The following is a 20,392-nucleotide window of genomic DNA, read 5'->3' on the forward strand; positions in this document are numbered from 1 at the left end:
CTGCAGGATGCGCGTTACCGCACGGACATGACCGAGGCGAACGACCCGCCGGAAACCCTGATCGCCAGGCTCGTCGCGCTGATGGACCTCGAGGAGATCGAGGTCGATCTGTTCCGTGGCGGGCGCACCGACGAACCATGGACGCGCGTGTTCGGCGGGCAGGTGGTCGGCCAGGCGCTGATTGCCGCCTGCCGCACGGTGGAACGCCCCCGCCTCCCCCACTCGCTCCACGCCTATTTCATGCGGCCGGGCGATCCGAACCTTCCCATCGTCTACGAAGTGAGCCGCGATCGCGACGGCCGCAGCTTCTCCTCGCGGCGGGTGGTGGCGATCCAGCATGGCCGCCCGATCCTCAATCTCGCCTGCTCCTTCCAGATCCCCGAACAGGGGCTGGAGCATCAGTTCGACATGCCCGACGTGCCGCCACCGGAAGGGCTGGAGGACGATCGCGACATCGCGCTGCGCTTTCGCGAGGAGATCCCGCTCAGCCGGCGCGCGGTGATGCTGCGCCAGCGGCCGATGACGTTCCGGCCGATCCTGCCGTTGGCGCGCTACGAGGACGAAGCGCTACCGCCCTTCCATTCCTACTGGTTCAAGGCGGTGGCGCCGCTGCCCGCCGACCAGATCCTGCATCGCGGCCTGCTCGCCTACGCCTCCGACATGATGCTGCTCTCCACCAGCATCTTGCCGCATGGCCTCAGCTGGCTGCGCGACGACGTGCAGGAGGCGAGCCTCGACCATGCTTTGTGGGTGCATGGCGACATCGATCTCAACGACTGGCTGCTTTACGCGATGGACAGCCCGCGATCGAGCGAAGCGCGCGGCTTCACGCGCGGCCAGATCTTCACCCGCGACGGCCGCCTCGTCGCCTCGGTCGCGCAGGAGGGATTGATCCGGGTGCGGCGCTAGGCCGTTGCGGCCAGCAAGGCGTGGACCCGTTCGAGCAGCGCGTCGGGCGTGAAGGGCTTGAACAGCAGCGGCTCCCGCCCGGCGCGTGCGGAGGCATCGGCCCCGGCATAGCCGCTCATCAGCAGCACTCGGGTCTGGGGCGATCGCAGGGCCAGTTCCTCGGACAGCGCGAAACCGTCGAGGCGGGGCATCATGATGTCCGAGACGACGAGTTCGGGCGGCTGCGCCTGGCGTGCGAACAGGGTCAGCGCCGAACGGCCGTCATGCGCCTCGATCACCCGGTAACCGGCATCGCGCAGCGTCTCGACGACCAGTTCGCGCAGCGCGTCATTGTCCTCCACCACCATCACGCAGGCTGCGCGCGCCACCGCCTCGATCGCCGGTGTCCGGAACAGGCCGCCGCCCTCCGGCCGGGACAGGGTGCGCGGCAGCCAGAGGTGCACGCCGGTGCCTTCGCCCGGCCGGGTGTCGATCGTCACGAATCCGCCCGACTGGCGGACGAAGCCGTGAACCTGGCTCAGCCCCAGGCCCGTGCCGCGCCCCACCCCCTTGGTGGTGAAGAACGGCTCGAACGCGCGGGAGCGCACCTCCTCGCTCATGCCCGTGCCGGTGTCCGCCACGGTCAGGCGCACATAGTCGCCGGGCGCGGCGTCATACCGGGCGGCCTCCACCGCATCGACCCGCGCATTGCCGAGACTGATCAGCAAGGTGGTGCCGCCACCCGCCGCCTGCATCGCATCGCGCGCGTTGACCGCGAGGTTAAGGATCGCGTTCTCCAGCTGGTTGACGTCGATCTCGACCGGCCAGACACCTCTTTCGCTGACGATCTCCACCTCGATCGCCTCGCTTGCCGCCCGCTCGACCAGCGGGCGGATGTCGGCGAGCAGCCCGACCGGATCGACCGCGCGGGGCGCCAGCCGCTGACGGCGCGCGAAGGCGAGGAGACGCTGGGTCAGCGTGGCCGCGCGGTTGGCACCCTCGCCCGCCTCGGCCAGCGCGCGCTCCACCCGCGCCGTGTCGCCCGTCCGCAGCCGGCGTGTGGCGATGTCGAGATTGCCGACGATGACGGTCAGCAGATTGTTGAAATCGTGCGCGATGCCGCCAGTAAGCTGGCCCAGCGACTCCATCTTCTGCGCCTGCATCAGTTCCGTCTGCGCAGCGCGCAGCGCCGTGTCGTCGCGACCGATGGCGTAGATCAGCCCGCCCTCGCGGCGCAGGGTCCAGCTGATCGTACGCACCGCGCCATCTGCACCGTAATAATCGGTCGAAAAAGGGATTGCGGCCCCGTCCGCAATCTCGCGGAGGCGCGGCCGTGCGCTGGTATCGACCAGAAAGCTGCGCATCACCACCGTGCCGGGCGCTTCCAGCGCTCCGAACACCGATTGCCATGCCGGGTTCGCCGCCATCACCAACCCGTCGAGGTCGCAGACGAGGATGAGATCGTGGGTGAGCGTCCACAGCCGCTCGCGATCGCGCATCGCATCGGCGCGGAGGGCGGCGTCGATCCGGGCCATGCGGCGAAGCTCGATCAGCGCGGCCGCCTGCCGGGCGAGTGCTGCGAGCGCAGGGGCGTGATCGAACCGTTCGCGCGGCGCCCCGTCGATCACGCAGACGGTACCGATCGCATGGCCCTCCGGCGTGCGGATCGGCGCGCCGGCGTAGAAGCGGATGAACGGTTCGCCGGTGACCAGCGGATTGTCGGCGAACCGGGAATCGCGCGCGGCGTCGAGCGTGACGAGCACGTCCTGGCCGCGGATCGCATGATCGCAGAAGGCCATCGATCGCGGCGTTTCGGTTACGTCCAGTCCGACCCGCGCCTTGAACCATTGCCGCTCGGCATCGATCAGGCTGACGAGCGCGATCGGCGTGCCGGCCAGCTCTCGCGCCAGCGCGACGAGGTCGTCGAAGCCGGCCTCCGGATCGGTATCGAGCAGATCCAGGTCGCGGAGAGCGGCCAGCCGGGCCGTTTCGGTCTCCGCGCCGGGCATGATCACGCCATCGGCCCGCGCGTCAGACGCCGCTGCCGCCGCCCGTCGGGTTGTCGGACGTCGGCGCGTTCATGCCGGCACCGCCGACCGCACCGATATTGCCGAACAGCTCCTGAAACAGGCTGCGCTTACGGCCGAGCGTGGGCGTCTTGTCGGCGACCGGGTGGATCCTGACCACCTGCTCCAGCCCGCTGCGATCGACGCTGGTGACGGTGCCGTCCTTGGCGAAATGCACCGCGAGGGTCAGCTGGTTGACGGGCTTCGGCGTGCCGAACGAGAATTGCTTGGTCGAGCGCGACACATAATACCAGGTGCCGTCGTCGAACTGGCTGGCGAAGCTCGGATCGCCCAGCGTCGCCTGCACCGAATCGCGATTGTCGACACCCGGCTCGACCGAGGCGACCAGCGCGCGATCGACGACATAGCCCTGATGCTCGCGCACCTCGGTGCAGCCCGAAAGTCCGGCCACGAGCGCCAGACCCGCAACCCCGGCCATCCCGGCGCGCATCCTGCTGGCCGTCATTCGCATCTCCTCACGCCGCCGGCGCCCAATCCGGCTCGAACCCAAGACCAAGCGCCATTGCATCGGCCGTCCAGCCGCTCAATATGCCGTGGACACGCGCCGCACAAGGCGGCTTGGCGCAAAGGGATGCAAGGGTTGGCCACGCTTTTCAAACGGCTTCTGGGCGGGCGGCGCGATGCGCGCGCGCTGGTGCCGCTCTACAACGCCATCGTGGGAGCCGCCCGGCTGCCCCACTGGTATCTCGAAGGCGGGGTGCCCGATACGATCGACGGGCGCTTCGACATGGTTTCCACCATCCTGTCGCTGGTGCTGCTGCGCATGGAGGCGCAGGGTGAACCGGCGCGCGAACCGTCTGCGCGACTCACCGAGCTGTTCGTCACCGACATGGACGGGCAGCTCCGCCAGCGCGGCATTGGCGATCTTGTGGTCGGCAAGCATGTCGGGCGGATGATGAGCCAGCTCGGCGGACGCCTCACCGCCTATCGCGAAGGCCTGGCCGAAGGCGGCGATCTTGCCGGTGCGATCGATCGCAACGTGCATCGCGGTGCCGACGTGCCCGAGGCGGCGAAGCGCCATGTCGAGGCGCGGTTGCGCGGGTTGGCCGTTGCCCTCGACGCGCGCGACCTCGACATCCTGCTGGCGGGAGACATCGCATGAACAAGGCCCCCGAATTCAGCCGCCCGTTCCGGCTCGATGCGATCGGCGGCGAGCCGCGCGCCGTGCATGTCGAAGCCGACGAGGCCGAACGCGCGGCGCTCGCCGAACGGTTCGGCCTGGTCTCGATCGAGACCCTGGCGGCCGACGCCACGATTCGCCGCGAGGGTCAGCGCGTCTGGGCCGAAGGCCGGCTGAAGGGCCGCGCGGTGCAGAGCTGCGTGGCCACCGGCGATCCGATCCCGGCGCGGATCGAGGAACCGTTCGCGCTCCGCTTCGATCCCGAGGGCGAGATCAGCGAGGACGAGCTGGAACTGGAGGAATCGGATCTCGACCTGCTCAGCTACGAGGGCGGATCGATCGATCTCGGCGAAGCGGTGGCGCAGGGTTTCAGCCTCGCGCTCGATCCCTTCCCGCGCGTCGCCGACGCGGAGGATCGCCTGCGCGCCGCGGGCGTGAAGAGCGAGGAGGAAGCCGAGGAGGCGCGGATCGAGGCCAGCCCCTTCGCCGCGCTCAAGGCCTTGAAGGGGGAGTGACCCCCCGCCGTCAGTCGGACCCGGTCTCGCTCGCCAGCCGTGCGGCGGCGCCTGCATGGCGGCCCGCCATATAGGGATCGAGGCCGGCCGCGCCGCGCGACGGGTCGGTGGAGAATTGCGCCGGCAGCGCGACGCCGGTGGCACCGGCATAGTGCATCGTCGCCCTGGCGACCGCCTGATCGCCCTTGATCTGGCTGGCCGCCGCGATGCCGCCGATCACCCAGGCGACGATCGTGCCGGCGGTGTCGCCCTTGCCCTCGACACGGTAATGGCCGGAAACCGGCACCGGGCTGCCATCGATCACGAGATCGACGAGGTCGAACTCCATCTTGCCGGACTTGCCGAAACCGCCATTGCCGGTGCGCCACGTCACCCGACCATGGCCCGGCGTGCCGCGCGGGATGACGACATAGCCGTCCTTCACCACGTCCTTGGCGACGACGAGATCGAAGCTGTCGCCCTTGCGCAGGTCCGCCGTGCTGACGTCATGGCGCGGACTGACCTCGACCGCGGCCCCGCTTTCCAGCGGCGCAACCGTGAGCGCCTGGGCAGACGCCGCCCCGAACAACGCGACGCCGAGCAACATCGTCTTCGCAACCATGACCCGATTCCCCAATTCCCTGTACCCCAAGGTTCCGCCTGCCACGGCCGGGGTGAAGGGCGCCTCAAGGGGTTTGGTTAAAGCCTGTACGGAATGTAACTGGCGCTGGACGATGCTTATTGATAATCACTTGCATCGCTGAAGGATTGTCCCGACTGGATTCGTGCCCGTGCGTCTCGATCAACTTCCCCTGAAATGCCCCGCCAAGGTCGCCGCCGTCGCCTGGGACGAACTGGCCGAGACCGCCGCGCGGCGATTGCGCGAGCTGGGGCTGGACGAGGGCGTGACGGTGGAGGCGCTGCACGTCGCCCCCTTCGGCAAGGATCCGATCGCCTGCCGCGTCGGCCGCATGACGGTAGCGCTGCGCCGGGCGCAGGCACATTGCATAACGGTGGAAACCACGGTGGAGCCGGTCGCCGCATGAACCCGGCGCCGATGGTGGCGCTGGTCGGCAATCCCAATGCCGGCAAGAGCGCCCTGTTCAACGCACTGACCGGCGCCCGCCAGAAGGTCGGCAATTATCCGGGCGTCACGGTGGAGCGGAAGGCGGGGCGGATGAGCCTGGCCGATGGCCGCCCGATCGAGCTGATCGACCTGCCCGGCACCTATTCGCTCGAACCGGCCAGCCCCGACGAGCAGGTCACCCGCGACGTCCTGTTCGGCAAGCAGGAGGGCGAGCGCCTGCCACAGGCGATCCTGTGCGTGGTCGATGCCACCAATCTCGACAACCATCTGCGCTTCACGCTGCAGCTGATCGCGCTCGGCCTGCCCGTCGTGGTCGCGCTCAACATGGTCGACATGGCCGAGCGCGACGGCCTGAAGATCGACGCCGCAAGGCTGTCGAAGGAACTCGGCGTGCCGGTGATCCCGACGGTGGCGGTACGCAAGCGCGGCATCGACGCGCTGCGCGAGGCGATGGCCGAACTTGTCGGCGACGGTACGGTGCACAGGATCGCCGCCGGCCCCGGCTTCCATCACGAGGATCTCGTCGTCCTCCAGCGCCGCGCCCGTGCCATCGCGATCGCCGCGACAAAAGAGGAGCATGGCGCACGCAAGGTCAGCCACACGATCGACTCGGTCACGCTGCACCCGATCATGGGGCCGGTACTGCTGTTCGCGCTGATGTTCGTGGTGTTCCAGGCGGTGTTCGCCTGGGCGCAAGCGCCGATGGATGCGATCACCGCCGGGTTCGACGGACTGGGCCATTGGGTGGAGGCGACCTTCCCCAACGGCTTCGTCCGCAACCTGCTGGCCGAGGGCGTCATCAAGGGCACCGGCGCGGTCGTCACCTTCCTGCCGCAGATCCTGATCCTGTTCTTCTTCATCCTGCTGCTGGAGGCGACCGGCTACATGGTCCGCGCCGCCTTCATCATGGATCGGCTGATGGCGCGCGTCGGGCTTTCGGGCCGCGCCTTCATCCCCCTGCTTTCCAGCTTCGCCTGCGCGGTGCCCGGCATCATGGCGACGCGCACGATCGACGATCCGAAGGACCGGCTCACCACCATCCTGATCGCGCCGCTGACCACCTGCTCGGCCCGCCTGCCGGTCTATACGCTGATCATCGGCAGCTGCATCCCGAACCGCCAGATGCTGCCCTTCATCGGCCTGCAGGGCGTCGTCCTGTTCGGTCTGTTCGTGATGGGCATCGTCTGCGCGCTGCTCGCCGCCCTGGTGCTGCGCAAGACCGTCACCAAGGGGCCGAGCCAGGGCTTCATGATGGAGATGCCCAAATATCAGGCACCCAGCGTCCGCGACGTGGCGCTCGGCCTGTGGACACGCGCGCTGATCTTCCTGAAGCGCGCCGGCACCATCATCCTCGCGTCCAACGTGATCCTGTGGGTGCTCGCCTCCTATCCGGTGGCGCCGGCGGGCCGGCTGCAGACCGAATATTCGATCGCGGGCCGCATCGCGTCGGCCATCGAGGTCGTGGTCAAGCCGATCGGATTCAACCACCACATCGCCCTTGCCCTGCCACCCGCCATGGCGGCGCGCGAGGTCGCGGTCTCGGCGCTCGCCACCACCTATGCGATCGACGCCGGCGACGACACCGACAAGGCGAGCGAGGAGGTCGGCCCCAAGCTCGCGAAGGACTGGTCGCTGCCGACCGCGCTCGCCTTCCTGATGTGGTTTGTCTTCGCGCCGCAATGCTTATCCACAATCGCAGTGACCCGACGGGAAACGAACGGGTGGAAATGGCCGGCGTTCATGGTTAGCTACCTCTTCGTGCTGGCCTACGTCGCGGCAGGAGCAACCTTCTGGATCGCGACCTGGGCCGGCCTCTAGATTCATCGGAGAGATCACATGGCCGGCGTCAACAAAGTCATCCTCGTCGGCAATCTGGGGCAGGATCCGCAGTCGCGCAGCTTCCAGAACGGCGGCAAGGTGGTGAACCTGCGCATCGCCACCAGCGAGACCTGGAAGGACCGCAACACCGGCGAACGCAAGGAGCGCACCGAATGGCATTCGGTGGCGATCTTCAACGAGGGCCTCGCCAATACGGCCGAGCGCTATCTGAAGAAGGGCTCGAAGGTCTATATCGAAGGCGCGCTGCAGACCCGGAAGTGGCAGGACCAGAACGGGCAGGAGCGCTACACCACCGAGATCGTGCTGCAGGGCTTCAACGGATCGATGGTGATGCTGGACGGGCCCGGCGGTGGCCAGGGCGGCGGCGGCGGCGGTCGCTCGGGCGGCGACGAATGGGGCCAGGGCGGCGGTGACTTCGGCGGCGGGTCCAGCTTCGGCGGTGGCTCGCGCTCGGGCGGCGGCGGTTTCGGGGGCGGCAGCGGCGGCGGTGCGCGCCCCGGATCGGCCTTCGACAGCGATCTGGACGACGACGTGCCGTTCTGATCGGCCGTTCCGATCAGGCCGCCTTGCGCTGCGCGATCGCGAGGTCGACGCGGCGCAGAACCTCCGCGATCGACGGCATCTCCTCGCTGGCCGGAAGCGGCGCGCCTTTCCGCATACGGCGGCCGATGAGGGTGAAGCTGTCGGTGCGGGCGGCCATCTGCGTCTCCATGATGCGATAGCCGAATCGCTAGAGTCACATGGTTAACGGATTCCTGCGACACCCCACAAAGCTGTGGATAGTTTACCCCGCGCGAATCAGGTCGCCGGGTAGCGGAGCCGCCCGAGGAAGCGCGACACGCTGAACCGCCGGTCCGGATGCGGGGTGAGCTGGGCCTTCACCTTCTCGAAGCGCATCACGTCGCCGATGCGGCGATCGAGGAAGGCCTTGGTCTCCGCCTCGCCCTCGCTCTCGTCGTCGAGCCACGCCAGCAGCGTCGAGGCGTAGAGCGCCGAGAGCGTCAGCCGCTTGGTATAATGATTGAAGTCGGTCGCGGTATCGCCCGCGATGCGCCACAGCGCGTCGGCCGTCCGCCAGCCGAGCTTGGCGGCGGTCGGCAGGTTGCGCGGCAAAGCGAGGATGGCGAGCGCGCTGCGCACCGCCTGCTTGTGCGGCCGCACCAGATCGATCCGCGCCAGCACCAGTTCCCCGATGCGCGCACGGATCTTCATCGCGGCGATCCGCTCCGGCGGGAAGGCGGCGGCCAACCGCGTGTCGAGGCTGGCATACCAGGCATCGATCATGCCCACCGCACCGTCCGGAAACGCCAGCTTGGCGTGCGCCGGGTCGAGCTTCAACGCCTCCGCCGCCATGGCGAGCGCCGCATCGCTCCACCCATCGAACACGGCATGCGCGGGGATCTCGGCGCCGAGCGCGAGGCGCATCTCGTCGAGGGTGGGATCGGCGGGGAGAGCGATGGCGGCCATGGTTCCCCCTTAGTCCCGCCCGCGGATCAGCACCAGCGCGGCGGCGAGCGCCAGCGCTCCGATGATGTCCGGCCCGGTCATCCGCTCGCCATAGGCGATGAAACCGATCACGGCCGTGATGATCGGCTGGGTGAGCAGCACCACCCCCACCACCACGGGGGACAGGCGCCCGATCGCATAGACCAGCAGCCCCTGCCCGATTACCTGGCTGCCGATCGCGAGGCACAGCAGCGGCGTCCAGTCATGCGGCACGACTGTGCCCTCCAGCCCCTGCGCGACGGGCAGCAGGCAGGCGGCGCCCACCACCGTCGCCAGCGCCAGTGTCGGCCACGTCTCCAGCCGAAGCCGCGCCCGCTCGATCGCGATCATGTAGACGACGTAGGCGAGACCCGCACCGATCGAGAGCAGGTCGCCCACGAGATGCTCGCGCGACAGTTCGTAGGATCGACCGAGCAGAAGGGTGATCCCCGCTGCCGCGAGCAGCAGCGCCGCCGCCTGCTTCCCGCTCGGCAGGCGCCGCGCGACGATGAAGCCGTAGGCGGCGAAGAAGAAGCTGGAGACGTTTCCGAACAGGGTCGAGTTGGCGAGCTTGGTGCGCAGGATACCTTCGTGCCACAGCGCGAGATTGAGCGCGAAGAAGAAGCCGGCGATCGCGATCAGTGCCCACAGCACCGCCCCCGGCCGCCCGACCCGCTGCTTCGACAGCCGCGCGATCAGGAAGAGGAAGGGAATGGCCAGCGCCATCCGCCAGAAGCCCGACGCGATCGGCCCGACATCCGCCTCCCGCACGAACCACGGCCCGATCGCCAGCGCGGTGCTGCCGGTGAGCAGAGCGGCGAAAGCCAGCATGCCCGGCCGCGCCGGGGCAAGCTCCGGTGCGCCGGGAGGAAGAATCTCTTCCTCGAAGATCGGCGGCGGGGTGGCTGGACGGTCGGACATCGCGCCCCATATACCCGGCCTCCACGGCTTGTCCCGTCACAAAGGGAGACGCATTGATGCCGACACTCTTCGATCCCCTCCAGCTTGGCGCGATCACCGCGCCCAACCGCATCTTCATGGCGCCGCTGACGCGCGCCCGCGCGACGCGGGATCACGTCCCGACCGCGCTGCAGGCGGACTATTACGCGCAGCGCGCCGGCGCCGGCCTGATCATCTCGGAAGCGACCGGCATCAGCCGCGAAGGCCTCGGCTGGCCGTTTGCGCCCGGCTTGTGGACGCCCGAGCAGACCGAGGCGTGGAAGCCCGTAACCGAAGCCGTGCACAAGGCCGGCGGGCGGATCGTCGCCCAGCTCTGGCATATGGGCCGCATCGTCCATTCGAGCTTTCTCGGCGGCGCGCAGCCCGTCTCCGCCTCGGCGACCACCGCGCCGGGGCAAGCGCACACCTATGACGGCAAGCAGCCGTATGACGAGGCGCGCCCGCTGGCGCTGGCCGAAATCCCGCGGCTGCTCGACGATTACCGCACCGCCGCCGCCAACGCGATCGAGGCAGCGTTCGACGGCGTACAGCTCCATGCCGCCAATGGCTATCTGATCGACCAGTTCCTGCGCGACAATTCCAACTTCCGCAGCGATGCCTATGGCGGATCGATCGAGAACCGCATCCGCCTGCTCGACGAGGTGACGCGCGCGATCGTCGATGTCGTCGGCGCGGATCGTACCGGCGTGCGCCTCTCCCCCAACGGCGACGTGCAGGGCGCAAACGACAGCAACCCCCAGGCACTGTTCACCGCCGCCGCCGCCGCGCTCTCCGAGATCGGCATCGCCTTCCTCGAGATGCGCGAGCCGCAGGGCGACAGCAGCTTCCGCCCCAACGAGGTGCCGCCGATCGCGCCCGCCATCCGCGAGGTGTTCGACGGCGTGCTGGTGCTCAATTCGGATTTCACGCCCGAAAGCGCCGCCCAAACGGTGGAAAGCGGGTTGGCCGACGCCATCGCCTTCGGCCGCCCCTTCATCGCCAATCCGGACCTGCCGGCGCGCATCGCCCACGACCTACCGCTGGCGAAGCCGGAAGTCGCCACCTTCTACTCGCAGGGGCCTGAGGGCTACACCGACTATCCGGTGGCCGAGACCGAGGCCGCCTGACCTTACGGCCTTCTCCCGCCCATGCGGGAGAAGGCCGGATTACCGCGCGATGCCCGCCGCCGCCAGCACCGCCAGCGTCATCAGGTCGCCGGCGGTCGAGGTCATCGACGCGATCTGCACCGAGTGCGCCATGTTGATGAGCATCGGGCCAATCATCCGCTCACCGCCCAGCTCGCGCAGCAGCTTGGCGGAGATGTTGGCGGATTGCAGGCCCGGCATCACCAGCACGTTGGCCGGGCCGGACAGGCGGCTGAACGGGTAATGCTTCTTGAGCGCGGGGTTGAGCGCCACGTCGGGCGCCATCTCGCCCTCATATTCGAACTCGACACCGCGCTTGTCCAGTTCGGCCACCGCGCCCCGGATATTGTCCAGCCACTTGCCCGGCGGATTGCCGAAGGTGGAGTAGGACAGGAAGGCCACGCGCGGCTCCTGCCCCATGCGCTTGGCGACGGCGGCGGTCTGCTCGGCGATGTCGGCGAGCTGCTCGGCGGTCGGGCGCTCGTTGACCGTGGTGTCGGCCAGGAACACCGAATGGTTGCGGCCGACCAGCAGGTGGATGCCGAACGGCGTATGGCCCGGCGCCGGCTCGATCACGCGCATCACCTCGACCAGCGAGGAGCGGAACGGGCGCGTCACGCCGGTCACCATCATGTCCGCCTCGCCCAGCGCGACCATCAGCGCGCCGAAGATGTTGCGGTCGCGGTTGACCATGCGCTCGACGTCGCGACGCATGAAACCCTTGCGCTTGAGCTTCTCGTACAACGTCTCGACCATCTTGGGGACGAGCGGCGAGTGGCGGGCGTTGTGCAGCTCGAACCCCGCCGGATCGGCGCCCAGCTTCGCCAGCATGTCGCGCGTCTCGTCCACGCCGACCAGCACGGGAATGCCGTAGCCACCATCCTTGAAGGCGATAGCGGCACGCAGCACCACCTCCTCCTCGGCTTCGGCGAACAGCACGCGCTTAGGATGTGCGCGGGCCTGTTCGTAGGCGGAGGTCAGCACCGAGTCGGTCGGGTTGAGCCGCGCGCGCAGCGTCTCGCGATAGCAGGCCATGTCCTCGATCGGCTTGCGCGCGACGCCGGTGTCCATCGCCGCCTGCGCCACTGCCGGCGGGATCGTCTCGATCAGGCGCGGATCGAACGGCGCCGGGATGATATATTCCGGGCCGAACTTGTGCGCGACGCCATAGGCCGCAGCGACATCCTCGTGCACCTGCTGGCGCGCCAGCGCGGCGAGCGCATGGGCGGCGGCGACCTTCATCTCCTCGTTGATGGTCGTCGCCCGCACATCGAGCGCGCCACGGAAGATGAAGGGGAAGCCGAGCACGTTGTTGACCTGGTTCGGATAGTCCGACCGGCCGGTGGCGATGATCGCGTCGGGCGCCGCCTCCAGCGCATCTTCGGGCAGGATTTCCGGATCGGGATTGGCCATGGCGAAGATGATCGGCTTCGGCGCCATCGACTTCACCATCTCCTTGGTCAGCGCGCCCGCGACCGACAGGCCGTAGAAGACGTCGGCGCCCTTGATCGCCTCGGCCAGCGTGCGCGCGTCCGTCCTGGCGGCATGGGCGGACTTCCACTGGTTCATGCCCTCGGTGCGGCCCTGGTAGATCACGCCCTTGGAATCGCAGAGGATGACGTTGTCGGGTTTCACGCCGAGCGCTTTCGCCAGCTCGGTGCAGCTGATCGAGGCCGCACCCGCGCCGTTCACGACGATCCGTATGTCCTTGAGATCGCGACCGGTGATGTGGCAGGCGTTGATCAGGCCGGCCGCTGAGATGATCGCGGTGCCGTGCTGGTCATCATGGAAGACCGGGATGTTCATGCGTTCGCGCAGGGTCTGCTCGATCACGAAGCATTCGGGCGCCTTGATGTCTTCCAGGTTGATGCCGCCGAAGCTCGGCTCCATCAGCTCGACCGCGTCGATGAAGCGGTCGACATCCTCGGTCGCCAGTTCGAGGTCGATCGAATCGACATCGGCGAAGCGTTTGAACAGCACCGCCTTGCCTTCCATCACCGGCTTCGACGCCAGCGCGCCGAGATTGCCAAGGCCAAGGATCGCGGTGCCGTTGGAGATGACCGCAACCAGGTTGCCCTTGGCGGTATAGTCGTAGGCGGTGTCCGGCTCGGCCGCGATGGCCTTCACCGGCACCGCGACGCCCGGCGAGTAAGCGAGCGCGAGGTCGCGCTGCGTCGCCATCGGCTTGGACGCGATGATCTCGATCTTGCCGGGGCGGCCCTGGGTGTGGAAATCCAGCGCTTCGCGTTCGGAAAATTGCAGACGCTCGGCCATTTCCACCTTCTCCACAGCTTTTGCCCAGCCCTTGGGGCATGATGCTGGCGAGGGCAAGCCAAAGCCGGTAGCAGCAGGCCAATGAGCGGAACGAGCGGGCCGGCAGCCGGCGCCCAGACCCCGATGATGGCGCAATATCACGGCCTCAAGGCCGAGGCGCCCGATTGTCTGCTTTTCTACCGCATGGGCGACTTCTTCGAACTGTTCTTCGAGGATGCGCATATCGCCGCCGCGACGCTCGACATCGCGCTGACCTCGCGCGGGGACGGGGCGCCGATGTGCGGTGTACCGGTCCATGCCGCTGACGCCTATCTGGCGCGCCTGATCAAGGCGGGCCACCGCGTCGCGGTCGCCGAACAGGTCGAGACGCCCGAGCAGGCCAAGAAGGCGCGGGGATCCAAGGCGCTGGTGGCGCGCAAGATCATCAGGCTGGTCACCGCAGGGACGCTGACCGAGGAGTCGTTGCTCGATTCCCGCAGCGCCAACTGGCTGGTGGCACTGGCCGAGCAGGGCGCGCGCGTGGGCCTCGCGGCGGCGGACATCTCGACCGGGCGCTTCGAACTGGCCTCGGTGCCGACGGCCAGCCTCGATGCCGAACTGGCGCGGCTGGGGCCGTCCGAGGTGGTGATCGCCGAAGGTGCGCAAGGCCCAGTCGATGCCGCCATCGCGTCGCGCGGCTCCTTCCAGAGCGGTGAGGGTGAACGGCTGCTCAAGAGCCGGTTCGGGGTGGCGACGCTCGACGGCTTCGGCAGCTTCGACAAGGCGGCGCTGGCGGCGGCGGGCGGCCTGCTCGCCTATCTCGACCGCACGTCGCAGGGCGGAAGCCTGTTCCTCCAACCGCCGACGCCGCGCACTGCCGAGGATCACATGGCGATCGACGCGGCGACGCGCGAGAGCCTCGAACTCACCCGCACCCAGTCCGGCGAGCGCAAGGGCAGTCTGCTCGACGCTGTGGACCGCACCGTGACGGGCGCCGGCGCACGACTGCTGGCGGCGGACATCTCGGCGCCCCTCAACGAGGCCGATGCAATCGAGGCGCGGCTCAACCTCGTCAGCCGCTTCGCCGAGGACGGGACGTGCCGCGACCGGCTGCGCGGACGTCTGCGCGCATTGCCGGACATCGGCCGCGCGCTGGGTCGGCTGGTCGCGGGGCGCGGCTCGCCCCGCGATCTCGGCCAGCTGCGCGATGGTTTGTCGGGTGCGCGCGACCTGCATGAGCTGCTCGACGCACTGGAAGGACCGCCCGCCCTGCTGACCCGGCTGATGCCGCAGCTGCGCGGCCACGGTGCGCTGGTCGACAAGCTCAGCCGCGCCCTCGTCCAGACGCCGCCGATCGATGCGTCCGACGGCGGCTTCATCGCGGAGGGCTTCGACGCCGCGCTCGACGAGCTGCGCGGCCTCGCGGGCGACGGCCGTCGCGCCATCGCCGCGCTGGAGGCGCGCTTCCGCGAACAGACCGGCATTTCCGGCCTCAAGATCCGCCACAATGGCGTGCTCGGTTATCATATCGAGGTCGGCGCGAAGGTCGCCGATCCGCTGATGAAACCCGACAGCGGCTTCACCCATCGCCAGACATTGGCCGGCGTCGTCCGCTTCAATGCGCCGGAGCTGCACGAGCTGGCGATGAAGGTGGCGCAGGCCGGCAACCATGCGCTCGCCGCCGAGCAGGCGCATCTGGAGGATCTGATCGACCTGGCGCTTGAGGCACGCGATCCGATCGCTGCCACGGCCGACGCGCTCGCCCGCCTCGACGTCGCCTCGGCCCTTGCCGCGCGCGCCATCGAGGGCGGCTGGTGCCGGCCGGAAGTCGTCCCGCACGCCTGTTTCGAGATCGAGGGCGGGCGTCATCCGGTCGTCGAGGCCGCCGTCGCCGCTTCCGGAGAGCGCTTCGTCGCCAACGATTGCGGCCTATCGGAGGACTCCCGCCTGTGGCTCGTCACCGGCCCGAACATGGGCGGCAAGTCCACCTTCCTGCGCCAGAACGCGCTGATCGCGGTACTGGCGCAAGCCGGGAGCTTCGTGCCGGCCGCCTCCGCCACGCTCGGCCTCGTCGATCGGCTGTTCAGCCGCGTCGGCGCGTCGGACAATCTGGCGCGCGGCCGCTCCACCTTCATGGTCGAGATGATCGAGACCGCAGCGATCCTCTCCCAGGCGAGCGAGCGCAGCTTCGTCATCCTCGACGAGGTGGGCCGCGGCACCTCCACTTATGACGGCCTCGCCATCGCCTGGGCGGTGCTGGAGGCGATTCACGAGACCAATCGCTGCCGCTGCCTGTTCGCCACCCATTATCACGAGCTGACGCGCCTCGCCGGCCGGCTCGATGCGCTCAGCCTCCACCATGTCCGCGCCAAGGAGTATAAAGGCGATCTCGTCCTGCTCCACGAGATGGCGGGCGGTGCCGCCGACAAGAGCTACGGCCTCGCCGTCGCCCGCCTCGCCGGCCTGCCGAAGCCGGTGCTGGGGCGCGCCAAGGATGTGCTGGCCCGGCTGGAGAAGGGTCGCGAAAAGACCGGCGGCATCGCGGCCGGTCTCGACGACCTGCCGCTCTTCGCCGCCGCCACCGAACGCGAGGCAGAGGCGACCGATCCGCTGCGCGAAGCGCTGACCGCGATCGACGCCGACGCGCTCAGCCCGCGCGACGCGCTGGAAGCGCTCTATCGGCTGAAGCAGTTGCTGGGCGACACTGGCGCTTAATCGCCGCTGCGCTACATGGAGGCCATGCCCGCCTCCCGCTTCGACAGCCTGCCCAGCCGGCGCGCCATCATCGATCGGCGCAAGCTCGCCGACATGCTCGCCGAGCTGCCCGAAGATCCCGCCGCGCTCAAGCGCGAGGCGACCGTACTGCTCAAGCAGGCGCTGGATGCCGGGCGCGCCGAGATCGGGCGACGGCTGGCCGAACATCCCGCACGCGGCCACGAGATCGCGGCGAGCTACGCCTTCCTGACCGATCAGATCCTGCGCCTCGTCTTCGATCTCGCCACCGAGCGGCTGATCGCGCGCACCAACCGCACGGCGGGCGAACGGCTCACACTGATGGCGGTGGGCGGCTACGGCCGGGCCGAGATGGCGCTATATTCGGATGTCGACATCGGCTTCCTGACGCCATGGAAGCAGACCGCCTGGGCCGAGCGGGTGATCGAGACGATCCTCTACATGCTGTGGGATCTCGGCCTGAAGGTCGGCCATTCCAGCCGCTCGCTGGACGAGATGGTCCGCATGGCGAAGAGCGACCTGACGGTACGCACCGCGTTGCTGGAAGGCCGATTCATCTGGGGCGACGAGGCGCTCTACGACGAAGCCGCGCGTCGCTTCGATGCGGAGGTGCGCCACGGCACCGACCGCGCCTTCGTCACCGAAAAGCTCGCCGAGCGGGATGACCGGCACCGCCGGATGGGCGACAGCCGCTACGTCGTCGAGCCGAACGTCAAGGAGGGTAAGGGCGGTCTGCGCGACCTGCACACCCTGTTCTGGATCGGCAAGTACGTGCTCAACGTGCGCTCGGTGCCGGAACTGGTCGGCGCCGGCTTGCTGACCGGGGAGGAACTGCGCCAGTTCCAGCGCGCCGAGAACTTCCTGTGGGCGGTGCGCTGCCACATGCACGTCATCGCCAATCGCGCCGAGGACAGGCTGACCTTCGACCTGCAGCGCGAGGTCGCCGAACGGATGCGCTACAACGAGCGCCCCGGTCGATCGCCGGTCGAACGCTTCATGCAGCATTATTTCCTCACCGCGAAGATGGTGGGGACGCTGACCGGGGTGTTCCTCGCCCACCTCGACGAGACGTTCGCGCAGAAGGGACGTCGCTTCGGCATGGCGGCGATCACCGGGCGCCGGAAGCCCCGCAAGCTCGATGGTTTCGTGATCGATCGCGGCCGGCTCTCGACCCCCGAGGACGGATTCTTCGCGGCCGATCCGGTGCGGCTGATCGAGATCTTCACCTTGGCGGACCGGCACGGGCTGGAGATCCACCCGGTCGCGATGCGCCAGGCCTCGCGCGACGCCAAGATGGTCGATGCGGTGCGCATCGCCCCCCGCGCCAACAGCCTTTTCCTGGAAGTGCTGACCAGTCCGCGCACGCCCGGCATGGTACTGCGCTGGATGAACGAGGCCGGCGTGTTCGGCCGCTTCATGCCGGACTTCGGCCGCGTAGTCGCGCAGATGCAGTTCGACATGTACCACCATTTCACGGTGGACGAGCATACCATCCACGCGATCGACCTGCTCAGCCGGATCGAGAAGGGCGATCTCACCACCGATCATCCGCTGGTCCACAAATTGATGGGCCAGATCGTGATGCGGCGCGCGCTCTACGTGTCGGTGCTGCTCCATGACATCGCCAAGGGGCGCGGCGGCGATCATTCCGAACTGGGCGCGGAGGTGGCGCACAAGCTCTGTCCGCGCCTGGGCCTCACGCCCGCCGAGACCGAGATGGTGGCGTGGCTGGTGCGCCATCACCTGCTGATGTCGCACACCGCCTTCAAGCGCGACCTCGCCGACTTCAAGACGATCCTCGATTTCGCCGAGAAGGTGCAGTCGCCGGAACGTCTGCGCCTGCTGCTGTCGCTCACCGTGGTGGACATCCGCGCGGTCGGCCCCGGCGTGTGGAACGGCTGGAAGCGCCAGCTGCTCAGCGACCTCTATCATGCCGCCGAGGAAGTGCTTCGGCGCGGCCACAAGCAGAAGGGCCGGATGGAGCGGATCGAGGAGAAGCAGGAAAAACTGGCTGCCACGCTCGGCTGGGCGCCGGATCAATTCGCCGCCTACGCGAAGCGGATGCCGGACAGCTACTGGGTCGGCGAGGGATCGGAGACGCTGGCGGCGAACGCGCACGCCATTGCGCAGGCCGATGCCGACGGCCGCTCGCTGTCCATCGCCACCAGCCCCGACGAGGATCGCGAGGCGACATTGGTGACGGTCTACGCCTCCGATCATCCTGGCCTGTTCTACCGCATCGCCGGCGCCATCCATGTCGCGGGCGGCAACATCATCGACGCGCGCATCCACACCACGCGCGACGGCATGGGCATCGACAATTTCCTGGTGCAGGATCCGTTCGGCCGCCCGTTCGACGATCCGGACCGGCTGGTCCGGCTGCGCATCGCGATCGAGGACGCGCTCGCCAACCGCAACAAGCTGGCCGACCGCCTTGCCGCCAAGCCGGCGCCCCGGATGCGTGCCGATGCCTTCGACATCGAGCCCAACGTGCTGATCGACAACAAGGCGTCCAACCGCTTCACCGTGATCGAGGTGAACGCGCGCGACCGGCCCGCCCTGCTCCATGCGCTGGCGCACGCGCTGTTCCAGTCCAAGGTGACGATCCACTCCTCGCACGTCGCCACCTATGGCGAGCGGGCCGTCGACACCTTCTACCTCACCGACCTGACCGGTGATAAGCTGCACGCCACCCAGCGGCTCAGGACGCTGGAGCGACGGCTGCTCGCGGCGGCGGCCGGCGAGGAGATCGAGGAAGCCGCCTGAGACATCGGTCTTTCGGAGAGGACTTGCGATGACGGTGACGGGAATCGGTGGGCTCTTCTTCCGCAGCCGCGATCCGGACGCGAGGGCGGCATGGTACAAGCAGCATCTCGGCGTCGATGCCGGCCACAGCGCGATCTGGAACCAGCAGGCGGGCATGACCGTCTTCGCGCCCTTCAAGGCGGACAGCGACTATTTCGCGGCCGACCAGGCCTTCATGCTCAACCTGCGGGTCGAGGACATCGAGGCACTGGCGGCGAAGCTGGAGGCGGCGGGCATCGCGGTCGAGCGGCGCGACGAGTGGACCGGCACCGAATATGGCACCTTCGCGCGCATCCACGATCCCGAAGGCCTACCGATAGAATTGTGGGAGCCGCCGGCTTGAGCGCGGCGCGCGCCTGGCACGCATCGGTCGCTCTGCTTGCGCTGATCGGCCTCGCCATCGAATATCGGGTGACGGTTTCGGGCCATCCCGGCCAGATCGTCGGGCGGACGGTCGTCTTCCTGAGCTTCTTCACCATCCTCACCAACACGCTGGTGATGCTGGCGAGCCTCGGCGCGGCGTTCGGCGAGGGGCGGCTGCACCGATGGACCTCCAGCGCAGGCGTCTCGACCGCGATCTCGGTGCACATCACGGTGGTGGCGGTGATCTTCCAGCTGCTGCTGGCGAGCCTGCTCCACCTGACACCGCTCGGCTGGTGGGGCAACATGCTGGTGCATCGACTGGTGCCGGCGCTGTGGCTGATCGGCTGGATCGCCTTCGCCCCGCATGGCGGAATCGACCGCTGGGCACCGCTGCGCTGGCTGATCTACCCGCTGGTCTACACCGTCTGGGTGCTGATCCACGGCGCGGTGACGGGCTGGTATCCGTATCCGTTCATGGACGTCGGCAAGTACGGGACTGGCCCGACCGTCGCGAAGATGGCGGTGATCGCCCTGTTCTTCGCCGGTCTCGGCTACGCCTATCGCTGGATCGACGGGCGCCTCGCCATCTGGCGGAAGGCGCCCGCCTGAACGCTCACTTCGGCGCGATCACCATCAGCATCTGACGGCCTTCCATACGCGGAAACTGCTCGACCTTGGCGATCTCCGCCACGTCGGCCTGCACCCGCTGAAGCACCTGCATACCAAGCTGGCCGTGCGCCAGCTCGCGGCCACGGAAGCGCAGGGTGCACTTCACCTTGTCGCCCTCTTCGATGAACTCGAAGATCTTCTTCATCTTGGTCTGATAATCGTGGTCGTCGATGTTGGGACGCATCTTGATCTCCTTGATCTCCTGCGTCTTCTGCGACTTCCGGGCGAGATTGGCCTTTTTCTGCGCCTCGTACTTGAACTTGCCGACATCGAGGAACTTGCAGACGGGCGGATCGGCGTTGGGCGACACCTCGACGAGATTCAGCCCCAGCTCATGCGCCTCCTCGATCGCCTCGCGCGTGTACATCACGCCGCGATTCTCACCATCCTCGTCGATCACGCGGACCTTGGGGACGTTGATGAACTCGTCGAAACGCGGGCCGTTAAGGGGCATCGGGGGCGCGCCAAGCGGGCGGCGCATCATC

19 protein-coding genes are annotated in these 20,392 nt (G+C 68.3%); 11 read left to right on the top strand and 8 right to left on the bottom strand.

What is annotated here, in order from left to right; translation table 11 throughout:
- The first annotated feature begins 27 nt into the window (after positions 1 to 27).
- Entirely contained in the window at positions 28 to 909 is an 882-nt protein-coding gene (locus tag QGN17_RS15545; RefSeq protein WP_281045511.1) for an acyl-CoA thioesterase, read from the top strand.
- On the opposite strand, the gene QGN17_RS15550 is transcribed toward QGN17_RS15545, so the two are convergent.
- Together QGN17_RS15550 and QGN17_RS15555 are read right to left on the bottom strand one after the other, a co-directional pair.
- Entirely contained in the window at positions 906 to 2,897 is a 1,992-nt protein-coding gene (locus tag QGN17_RS15550) for a response regulator (protein ID WP_281045512.1), read from the bottom strand. The two genes, QGN17_RS15545 and QGN17_RS15550, sit on opposite strands and share 4 nt — an antisense overlap.
- A gap of 22 nt (positions 2,898 to 2,919) precedes the next feature.
- Positions 2,920 to 3,420: an outer membrane protein assembly factor BamE gene (locus QGN17_RS15555; protein ID WP_390902703.1), complete on the bottom strand. Its 501-nt coding sequence runs from the start codon at positions 3,418 to 3,420 to the stop codon at positions 2,920 to 2,922.
- A 126-nt stretch (positions 3,421 to 3,546) separates the two neighbouring features.
- On the opposite strand from QGN17_RS15555, the gene QGN17_RS15560 reads away from it, so the two are divergent.
- Both QGN17_RS15560 and QGN17_RS15565 read left to right on the top strand, forming a co-directional pair.
- Complete coding sequence (locus QGN17_RS15560) at positions 3,547 to 4,077, top strand: ubiquinol-cytochrome C chaperone family protein (RefSeq protein ID WP_281045514.1); 531 nt, start codon at positions 3,547 to 3,549, stop codon at positions 4,075 to 4,077.
- Positions 4,074 to 4,610, top strand: a complete 537-nt coding sequence (locus QGN17_RS15565; RefSeq protein WP_281045515.1) for a YceD family protein — start codon at positions 4,074 to 4,076, stop codon at positions 4,608 to 4,610. The genes QGN17_RS15560 and QGN17_RS15565 overlap by 4 nt, the downstream gene beginning before the upstream one ends.
- Before the next feature lie 10 nt (positions 4,611 to 4,620).
- Here the strand turns inward: QGN17_RS15565 and QGN17_RS15570 are convergent, their stop codons facing one another.
- The gene (locus QGN17_RS15570) at positions 4,621 to 5,211 is read right to left on the bottom strand and encodes a hypothetical protein (RefSeq protein WP_281045516.1); all 591 of its coding nucleotides are present in this window, start codon (positions 5,209 to 5,211) and stop codon (positions 4,621 to 4,623) included.
- A 169-nt stretch (positions 5,212 to 5,380) separates the two neighbouring features.
- Here QGN17_RS15570 and QGN17_RS15575 point away from each other — a divergent pair, with 169 nt between their 5' ends.
- From QGN17_RS15575 to ssb, 3 genes are read left to right on the top strand one after another with little or no spacing between them, the layout of a single operon-like run.
- Positions 5,381 to 5,635 carry a FeoA family protein gene (locus QGN17_RS15575; RefSeq protein ID WP_281045517.1) on the top strand — a complete coding sequence of 85 codons (255 nt, stop codon included), beginning with the start codon at positions 5,381 to 5,383 and terminating at the stop codon, positions 5,633 to 5,635.
- Positions 5,632 to 7,494: a ferrous iron transporter B gene (feoB, locus tag QGN17_RS15580; protein ID WP_281045518.1), complete on the top strand. Its 1,863-nt coding sequence runs from the start codon at positions 5,632 to 5,634 to the stop codon at positions 7,492 to 7,494. Before QGN17_RS15575 ends, feoB begins: the two co-directional genes overlap by 4 nt.
- Positions 7,495 to 7,512: 18 nt before the next feature.
- Positions 7,513 to 8,058, top strand: coding sequence for a single-stranded DNA-binding protein (gene ssb / locus QGN17_RS15585; protein WP_281045519.1), 546 nt, complete (start codon positions 7,513 to 7,515; stop codon positions 8,056 to 8,058).
- A gap of 13 nt (positions 8,059 to 8,071) precedes the next feature.
- Here ssb and QGN17_RS15590 read toward each other — a convergent pair whose 3' ends face one another.
- From QGN17_RS15590 to QGN17_RS15600, 3 genes are all read right to left on the bottom strand, one after another.
- Positions 8,072 to 8,215, bottom strand: a complete 144-nt coding sequence (locus QGN17_RS15590; RefSeq protein ID WP_281045520.1) for a hypothetical protein — start codon at positions 8,213 to 8,215, stop codon at positions 8,072 to 8,074.
- Positions 8,216 to 8,313: 98 nt separating this feature from the next.
- Positions 8,314 to 8,982, bottom strand: a complete 669-nt coding sequence (locus tag QGN17_RS15595; protein ID WP_281045521.1) for a COQ9 family protein — start codon at positions 8,980 to 8,982, stop codon at positions 8,314 to 8,316.
- Positions 8,983 to 8,991: 9 nt separating this feature from the next.
- On the bottom strand, positions 8,992 to 9,921 hold the full coding sequence (locus QGN17_RS15600) for a DMT family transporter (RefSeq protein ID WP_281045522.1): 930 nt from the start codon (positions 9,919 to 9,921) through the stop codon (positions 8,992 to 8,994).
- 56 nt (positions 9,922 to 9,977) lie between these two features.
- Here QGN17_RS15600 and QGN17_RS15605 point away from each other — a divergent pair, with 56 nt between their 5' ends.
- On the top strand, positions 9,978 to 11,066 hold the full coding sequence (locus tag QGN17_RS15605; protein WP_281045523.1) for an alkene reductase: 1,089 nt from the start codon (positions 9,978 to 9,980) through the stop codon (positions 11,064 to 11,066).
- A gap of 39 nt (positions 11,067 to 11,105) precedes the next feature.
- On the opposite strand, the gene QGN17_RS15610 is transcribed toward QGN17_RS15605, so the two are convergent.
- Entirely contained in the window at positions 11,106 to 13,358 is a 2,253-nt protein-coding gene (locus tag QGN17_RS15610; protein ID WP_281045524.1) for an NADP-dependent malic enzyme, read from the bottom strand.
- Positions 13,359 to 13,481: 123 nt separating this feature from the next.
- On the opposite strand from QGN17_RS15610, the gene mutS reads away from it, so the two are divergent.
- Genes mutS through QGN17_RS15630 form a run of 4 tightly spaced genes read left to right on the top strand, consistent with a single transcriptional unit; the run spans position 13,482 to position 19,847 of the window.
- Entirely contained in the window at positions 13,482 to 16,052 is a 2,571-nt protein-coding gene (mutS, locus tag QGN17_RS15615) for a DNA mismatch repair protein MutS (RefSeq protein WP_281045769.1), read from the top strand.
- A 24-nt stretch (positions 16,053 to 16,076) separates the two neighbouring features.
- Entirely contained in the window at positions 16,077 to 18,836 is a 2,760-nt protein-coding gene (locus QGN17_RS15620) for a [protein-PII] uridylyltransferase (protein ID WP_281045525.1), read from the top strand.
- A 28-nt stretch (positions 18,837 to 18,864) separates the two neighbouring features.
- Entirely contained in the window at positions 18,865 to 19,218 is a 354-nt protein-coding gene (locus QGN17_RS15625) for a VOC family protein (protein WP_281045526.1), read from the top strand.
- The gene (locus QGN17_RS15630) at positions 19,215 to 19,847 is read left to right on the top strand and encodes a Pr6Pr family membrane protein (RefSeq protein ID WP_281045527.1); all 633 of its coding nucleotides are present in this window, start codon (positions 19,215 to 19,217) and stop codon (positions 19,845 to 19,847) included. The genes QGN17_RS15625 and QGN17_RS15630 overlap by 4 nt, the downstream gene beginning before the upstream one ends.
- A 4-nt stretch (positions 19,848 to 19,851) precedes the next feature.
- On the opposite strand, the gene infC is transcribed toward QGN17_RS15630, so the two are convergent.
- Positions 19,852 to 20,361: a translation initiation factor IF-3 gene (infC, locus tag QGN17_RS15635; RefSeq protein ID WP_026095060.1), complete on the bottom strand. Its 510-nt coding sequence runs from the start codon at positions 20,359 to 20,361 to the stop codon at positions 19,852 to 19,854.
- Positions 20,362 to 20,392: the final 31 nt, after the last annotated feature.

This window comes from Sphingomonas oryzagri, assembly GCF_029906645.1.
Classification (GTDB): Bacteria; Pseudomonadota; Alphaproteobacteria; order Sphingomonadales; family Sphingomonadaceae; genus Solisphingomonas; species Solisphingomonas oryzagri.